Annotated in this window: 7 protein-coding genes and 1 rRNA gene; 3 read left to right on the top strand and 5 right to left on the bottom strand. The window is 67.4% G+C overall.

Going from position 1 to position 7,112, the window contains the following annotated elements; genetic code table 11:
• From rrf to O5O53_RS08660, 3 genes are all read left to right on the top strand, one after another.
• Positions 1-106: ribosomal RNA gene (gene rrf / locus O5O53_RS08670) — 5S ribosomal RNA — on the top strand; the annotation flags it as partial.
• Between the two features lie 809 nt (positions 107-915).
• Positions 916-1,704: an ABC transporter ATP-binding protein gene (locus tag O5O53_RS08665; RefSeq protein ID WP_269511354.1), complete on the top strand. Its 789-nt coding sequence runs from the start codon at positions 916-918 to the stop codon at positions 1,702-1,704.
• Positions 1,705-4,233, top strand: coding sequence for an ABC transporter permease (locus O5O53_RS08660; RefSeq protein ID WP_269511352.1), 2,529 nt, complete (start codon positions 1,705-1,707; stop codon positions 4,231-4,233).
• Positions 4,234-4,237: 4 nt separating this feature from the next.
• Here O5O53_RS08660 and O5O53_RS08655 read toward each other — a convergent pair whose 3' ends face one another.
• The 5 genes from O5O53_RS08655 to O5O53_RS08635 form a co-directional block, all read right to left on the bottom strand.
• On the bottom strand, positions 4,238-4,591 hold the full coding sequence (locus tag O5O53_RS08655; RefSeq protein ID WP_269511350.1) for a CrcB family protein: 354 nt from the start codon (positions 4,589-4,591) through the stop codon (positions 4,238-4,240).
• The gene (locus O5O53_RS08650; protein ID WP_070473751.1) at positions 4,584-4,934 is read right to left on the bottom strand and encodes a CrcB family protein; all 351 of its coding nucleotides are present in this window, start codon (positions 4,932-4,934) and stop codon (positions 4,584-4,586) included. Before O5O53_RS08650 ends, O5O53_RS08655 begins: the two co-directional genes overlap by 8 nt.
• An 18-nt stretch (positions 4,935-4,952) precedes the next feature.
• Positions 4,953-5,321: a fluoride efflux transporter FluC gene (locus O5O53_RS08645; protein ID WP_269511348.1), complete on the bottom strand. Its 369-nt coding sequence runs from the start codon at positions 5,319-5,321 to the stop codon at positions 4,953-4,955.
• The gene (locus O5O53_RS08640; protein WP_392398796.1) at positions 5,314-5,583 is read right to left on the bottom strand and encodes a CrcB family protein; all 270 of its coding nucleotides are present in this window, start codon (positions 5,581-5,583) and stop codon (positions 5,314-5,316) included. The genes O5O53_RS08645 and O5O53_RS08640 overlap by 8 nt, the downstream gene beginning before the upstream one ends.
• A gap of 79 nt (positions 5,584-5,662) precedes the next feature.
• On the bottom strand, positions 5,663-7,081 hold the full coding sequence (locus tag O5O53_RS08635; RefSeq protein WP_269511343.1) for an alanine/glycine:cation symporter family protein: 1,419 nt from the start codon (positions 7,079-7,081) through the stop codon (positions 5,663-5,665).
• Positions 7,082-7,112 lie beyond the last annotated feature (31 nt).

Below are 7,112 nucleotides of genomic sequence, written 5' to 3'. Positions count from 1 at the left end.
TGGCGGCGGGGAAACGCCCGGTCCCATTCCGAACCCGGAAGCTAAGCCCGCCCGCGCCGATGGTACTGCCCCCGGGAGGGAGTGGGAGAGTAGGTTACCGCCGACCCAACAACTTCACACACAAGCACCCGCCACACAAACACCCCATGTTTGTGCGGCGGGTGCCTTTTCGTATACCAACGCCTGCTGCCGGCTGCTTGCGGGTGTCCGCATTGCGGACAACCCCACCCCCACCAACAATTGGTGTGCACCCACGGATTGTACGAATCAACACAACACCCCCGCCGACGCAAAACCGACCTGGGGAAACGCAACATCGCCGTCGATTCGTGCACAACCGGTGCCCCGCATGGCCTCCTCGTCGCCCTCTAACGCTTGCGGACTTACGCATTGCGGACAACCACACCCGCACCCATCATTGGTGCACACCCACGAAACATCCCCGCGGAGACCACGTTGCGGACAACACACCGGCACCCATCATTGGCGCCAAACTCCGCATTGCGGACAACGGCGGCGCCGCCAACAATGGGTGGACACCAACGGACCTACCGTCCGGTAGATGGGGTTTCGCAAAAGCTGACAACACCGATTTGCGACCTGGGGAAACGGTCGCGGGATACCGGCCGTCGTCAACTTCTACGAGACCACCCCCAGGCTGCCGGCGCCAATGCGGACTTACGCATTGCGGACAACCACGCACACACCCATCATTGGTCCGCACCCACGAATTGTACAAATCAACGAAACAGCCCCGCCCACCCAAATCCCACCTGGGCAAACGCGGCACCACTGTCGATTCGTGCATAACCGGCACGGCAACGCACTTGCTGGTTCATTGTGCCTGACAATCCGGCCTTGACCATTGGGTGCGTATAGTCCCGAAAGAGTGAACGGATAGGAAGGCGGACCTCAATGGCTGAGAAGGACGAGATCCTTGGGGCAGCACCAGCCCCGGCAACACCAGACCCGGCAACCAGGGCCGCGGCCGCCCGGGCGGTAGGCCTAGTCAAGACGTACGGGAAGGGCGACACCGAGGTCAGGGCGCTTGACGGCGTCAGCGTGGAGTTCGGTCGCAACGAGTTCACGGCGATTATGGGGCCGTCCGGGTCGGGTAAGTCCACGCTCATGCATGTCATGGCGGGGCTGGACTCCGCCACGAGCGGCGAGGCGTATATCGGCGAGACAGACTTGTCCCAGCTCAACGACAAGCAGCTCACGGCGCTGCGGCGCGACCGTCTCGGATTCATCTTCCAGTCCTTCAACTTGGTCCCCACCCTCACGGCCGCGGAGAACATCACGCTGCCCACGAATATCGCGGGCGGCAAGGTGGACCCCCAATGGTTCAACGAGGTCACCGACCGCCTCGGCCTGAGCAAGCGGCTGGATCACCGCCCGGCGGAGCTGTCGGGAGGCCAGCAGCAGCGCGTCGCCTGCGCCCGCGCGCTGGTGAGTCGCCCGGAGCTGATCTTCGGCGATGAGCCGACCGGCAACCTGGACTCCAACGCCTCGAAGGAAGTCCTGGACATTCTCCGCACGGCGGTGGACAAGGACGGGCAGACGGTGGTCATCGTCACGCATGACGCCCGCGCCGCCTCCTACGCCGACCGGGTGGTGTTCCTCCGCGACGGCAATATCGTCGACGAGATGCGTGATCCGGACATGGATGCCATCCTCCGTGTCATGGCTGGCATGGAGGACTAGATGGCCAACACGTTGACGAAGGTGTCGCTGCGCAACGTCGCGGCGCACAAGCTGCGGCTCGCGCTGACGGTGCTTGCGGTGGTGCTGGGCACGGCGTTCCTGTCGGGCGCGCTGATGTTCACGAACATGCTGTCTGCCACGTTCGATTCGGCCGTCGATACGGCGCTGGAGGACGTGGACGCGGTGGTGCGCCCGACCGAGGGCAGCATCGACATGGACACGTTCAACGCCATCGAGGACACCGAGGGTGTCGATCGGGTGAATGTGTTCGTGGATGTTCCTGTGGTCGTCGCTAGGCAAGATGAAGTTGCGATTCAGACGCAGCTCGGCACCTCCCGCCTCATGCCTTTCTACAGCGAGGGTGAGGCTGTGGGGAGGGCACCTGTGCTTATCGACGGCTCCGCTCCCGCCGCCGCCGGCGACATCGCCGTCAATGCGAATGGCGCGCAGAAGTACGACATCAGGATGGGCGAAAAGCTCATCGTGGTGGACAAGGACGGGCGCAACGAGTTCACCGTCACGGGGCTGTACGAGGACCCGCTGGCGCAGGAGACGTCGCTGGTGATGCGTGTGGGGGAGCAGGCATATCTCGACGTGTACCGGGATGGCGCGTCGGTGCCGGCGGTGACGGTGGATGGGGGAGCTGGGGTCGTCGATAGGCTGAAGGCGCAGTTCCCCGAGCTGGAGGTGCGCGCGGGCGCTGACGTGGCCGAGGAGATGTCGCAGCAGATCCGCGAGGGCTTGAGTTTTGTCAGCTACTTCCTGGTCGCGTTCGGCCTGGTTGGGCTGTTGGTGGGGACGTTCCTCATTGCGAACACGTTCTCCATGATCGTGGCGCAGCGCACCCGCGAGTTTTCGCTGCTGCGCTCGTTGGGGGCGTCGCGCGGGCAGATCACCCGCTCGGTGGCGTTCGAGTCCGCGCTGGTGGGACTCATCGGCTCTGCGCTCGGCGTGGCCGGCGGCGTGGGGCTGGTGGCGCTGATCCGGGTGGCGATGGCGCGCTACGGCATGCCGCTGCCGGACGCGGGCACGGGCTTGTCCACCCGCGCGGTGGTGGTGCCGCTGGTGGTGGGCACGCTGGTGACGGTGTTGTCGGCGCTGGCGCCGGCTCGCAAGGCGGGGCAGGTCAAGCCTGTGGAGGCGATGCGCTCCAGCGAGGCCGCCACCCCGCAGCCGCTGCGCTGGCGCACAGCCGCGGGCCTGATCCTGGTGGCCGCGGGCGTCGCGGCGGCGGTGTACGCGATGGGCTGGGACGACGGCGCGACCGGCCGCCGCGCGGGCCTGGTGGGCGTGGCGGCACTGGCCGCGATCACTGGCCTGTTCCTGGCCGGCCCTGCGCTGAGCCTGCCGGTGGTGCCGCCGCTGGGCCGGGTGATCGGGCTGCCGTTCGCGGCGGTGGGCAGGCTCGCGTCCACGAACACGCGCCGCAACCCGCGCCGCACCGCCACCACGGCGTTTGCGCTGATGCTGGGCATTGCGCTGGTGACGGTGATCGGCATGCTGGGCGCGTCGATGAAGCGCTCGGTGGATGACGTCGCCAGCAGCGAGGTGTCCGCGGACTTCGTGCTGTCCGGCCCACAGAACGGGGTGTTCCCGCTGCCGGAGGACCTGCCGGAGCGTCTCGAAGCAGTGGACGGCGTCGGCGAGACGGCCGCCTACACCCAGGCCCCGATCACGGTGGACGGGCAGTTCGGCTACCAGCTCGGCGGCTTCGGTATGACCGACGTGCTGCAGGGCGACCCGGCGGACCTGATCGCCCTGGACATGGTGGAGGGCAGTTCCAGCCTGGACGGCAACACCATCATCGCGCCGGCGCCTTTGGCACAGGAGCACGGCTGGCGCGTCGGCGACACCCTCCCCGTCGCGGGGCCCACCGGCGAGTCGGTGGAGGCGACCCTGGGCGGGACCTTCGAGCCGTCGAATATCTTGCAGTCCTTCGTTGTCTCCGACGAGGCAGCCGCGGCCACGGGCGCGCGGGGGACCGGGCGCGTCCTCATGGTCGGCGTGAACAACGACGGCACGGTGGACGAGGCCCAGTTGCGCGCGAACCTCGAGGAAGAGGTGCGCCACGACATCGTGGTGCAGGTCCGCTCCACGCAGGACATGGCGGGCGAGGTCTCCGCCATGATCGACCAGATGCTGTTTATCCTGTACGCGCTGTTGTCGCTGGCGGTGGTGATCGCGGTGCTGGGCATCGTGAACACGCTGACGCTGTCGGTGATTGAGCGCCGCCAAGAGATCGGCATGCTGCGTGCGGTGGGCACGCAGCGCCGCCAGGTCCGCACGATGATCACGCTGGAGTCGGTGCAGATGACGGTCTACGGCGCCATCCTCGGCGTGCTGTTGGGGCTCGGACTGGGCTGGGCGTTCCTCACCGTCCTTGAGGCCAAAGGCTTGACGACGATCACCGTCCCGTGGCAGCTCATCCTCACCGTCCTCGTAGGGTCGTTCCTGGTTGGCCTGCTGGCCGCGGTGTGGCCGGCGGGAAGGGCCGCGAAGACGCCGCCGCTGGACGCGATCGCGGAGTAGGGGCTTACCCGAAGCCGTACACGCCGACCGCGGAGGCGGCGATGGCGGCGAGGGCGGTGCCCACCCCGTATTTCACGGCGAGGACGAACTCGCCGCTTTCGACCATCTCGCCGAGCTGGTGCGCGAGCATGGACAGGGTGGACAACGCCCCGGCAAAGCCGACGCCGATGCCGATGCGCCACACGCCCGGCGCAGCCGCCGCAAAACCGATGACTGCAGCGGCCGAGACGTTCGCCGCGAACGTGGACGCAAGCGGGCTGCGGATCTGGCGCATGAGCAGCCAGCGGGCAAACCCACCTAGCATGCCGCCGATGAACACGGCCGCAACCCCGATGAGCAGTGGCAGCAGGTCAGCCATGCCGACGCCCCCGGGTGGCGTCGCCGGCCATCCAGGCCAGGGTGGCCGTGGTGAGGCTGAGCACGATGATGAACCCGGCCCACACCGGGGAATCCGACACCGCGGTCAGGGAGACGGCGGAGAGGGTGGAAAACCCGCCGAGGAAGCCCACGCCCCAGAACGGGCCGGGTTGGAATAGGCCCATGGCGAAGCAGGCGACGAGGTTCACCGCGGAGGTCACGGTCAACGCGAGCGCTTCGGGCGTGGTGGGGTTGACCCAGATCAGCACGAGGTAGCGTGCGACAGCTCCAAGTCCCGCGCCCAGCGCCACGGAAAGGCCGGTTGTGAGGTCGTTGAACTGCACATTTCCCACTCTAACGCCCTAGCCGGCGAAGGCCCGCAGGCCCCAGCGCATGCCGAACCAGGCGGCGGCGATGCCCAGAACCGCGGTGCGCAGGGCGTAGCGCAGGGCTGCCCGGTGCCGCCCGGCGGTGATCAGGTCGCCGAGCTCGCGGGCGAAGGTGGACCAGGTGGACAGCGCACCGGCGAAGCCTGCGCCGAGCGCGATCTGCCACGCGATTGGGGCGGTGGCGGCGAAACCGGCGATGGTGCAGGCCACGGTGTTGGCGGCGAAGGTGGCGGCGTGGGCGTTGTCGATCAGCTGGGACAACGCGAAGCGCGCCATGCCGCCGAGCACACCGCCGGCGAACACGACGACGAGGGTAAGTGCCAATCCGAGCCAGCTAACCATGGCGGCGCTCCCGGAGGGTGTGGCCGAGAAGGTAGGAGGCTATAGACGTCGCAAAGCTGAGTGCGACGATGACCAGCGCGATGATCGCCTCCGACTGCATCGCCGCCACCGAAATGGCGGAGAAGGTGGTGAAGCCGCCGAGGAAGCCCGCGCCCCACAACGGACCCGGCTTGTACAGGCCCATGGCGAAGCAGCCGGCGATGTTGACGGCGAAGGTCAGTGCGAGCGCCGCCGTGGACCCGGGTGCGGCATATAGGAGCACAAAATGCCTGACGACGGCCCCAAGGCCCGCCCCGAGCCCGACCGTGAGTGCTGTCCGGAATGTGTCCACGGCTGCGAGTCTATCGCCAGTCCATCTGCTGGCGTTCCACGAACTCTGCGATCTCCTCCGGGGTCTTCTTCAGGTACGGGTCCCAGGCGAGGTACTCGCGGGTCTCGCGCACCACGATGCCGGACAAAAGCAGCAGGCCGATCAGGTTCGGGATGGCCATCAGCCCGTTGGACAGGTCGGAGAACGTCCACGCCAGCTCCAGCGACGCCACCGCGCCGACAAAGGACAGGGCGGTGAAGAACATGCGGTAGGGGATGGACGCCCAGTCGCCGAACAGTGCCACGATGGCGCGCTCACCGTAGTAGGACCAGCCCAGGATGGTGGAAAAGGCGAAGAAGATCAGGGCGACGGAGACGATCAAGCTGCCCCGCTCGCCGGGCAGGGCCGTCTCGAAGGCGGTGGCAGTCATGATGGCGGCCTGGTCGCGGCCCATGTCCCAGGTGCCGGCGGTGACGATGACCAGGCCGGTGATGGTGACCACGAGGATGGTGTCGATGAACGTCTGGGTCATGGACACCAGCGCCTGGCGCGCCGGGTGCTGCGTCTTCGCGGCCGCGGCGGCGATGGCGGCGGAGCCCATGCCGGACTCGTTGGAGAAGATGCCGCGGGCCACACCGAACTGGATGGCCAGTATGATGCCGGAGCCGACGAAGCCGCCGGTGGCGGCGGTGCCGGTGAACGCGTCGGTGAAGATGGTGGCAATGGCTTCCGGCACCCGGTCCGCCATCAGTGCCAGCGCGGTGATGCCGCCGCCGACGTAGATGACGATCATCAGCGGCACGAACGCAGCGGTGATCTTGCCGATGCCCTCGATGCCGCCGAGCACGGCCGCGCCGACCGCGAAGAAGATGATTACGCCGGCGACGTTGGCGCTGATGCCGAAAGCGTCGTTCATGCCCGCGGCGATGGAGTTGCCCTGGGCGAGGTTGCCGATGCCGAAGGATGCGAAGATGGTGAACAGGGTGAACGCCGCGGCCAGCGTCTTGCCGAAGCGGCCGCCGACACCGGTGCGCAGGTACTCGTGCGGCCCGCCCTGCTGCTTGCCCTTCTTGTCGGTGGTGCGGAAGCGCACGCCCAGGTACGCCTCGGAGTACTTCGAGGACATGCCGACGATGCCGGTGAGCCAGATCCAGAACAACGCGCCGGGCCCGCCGATGGAGATCGCGGTGGCCACGCCGACGATGTTGCCGGTGCCCACCGTTGCGGCCAGGGCGGTGGTCAGCGCCTGGTAGTTGGAGATGTCGCCGGCGCCTTCCTCGGGCTTGTCCACGAACGCGTGGCGTGTGGCGCGGCCGAGGGTGCGGAACTGGATGCCGCGCAGGCGGATGGTCAGGAACAGGCCGGTGCCCAGCAGCAGGGGGATGAGCAGGAACGGTCCCCAGACGAAGGTGGAGATAGCACTGAGGATGTCGTTCAAGGTGTCAGCCATGCCGAGTAGTAAAACATACGGCGCGGTGAAT

Source organism: Corynebacterium faecium (assembly GCF_027257105.1).
GTDB lineage: Bacteria > Actinomycetota > Actinomycetes > Mycobacteriales > Mycobacteriaceae > Corynebacterium > Corynebacterium lehmanniae.
The sequence above is the reverse complement of the archived record's forward strand: the minus strand, read 5'-3'. Positions and strand labels throughout refer to the sequence as shown.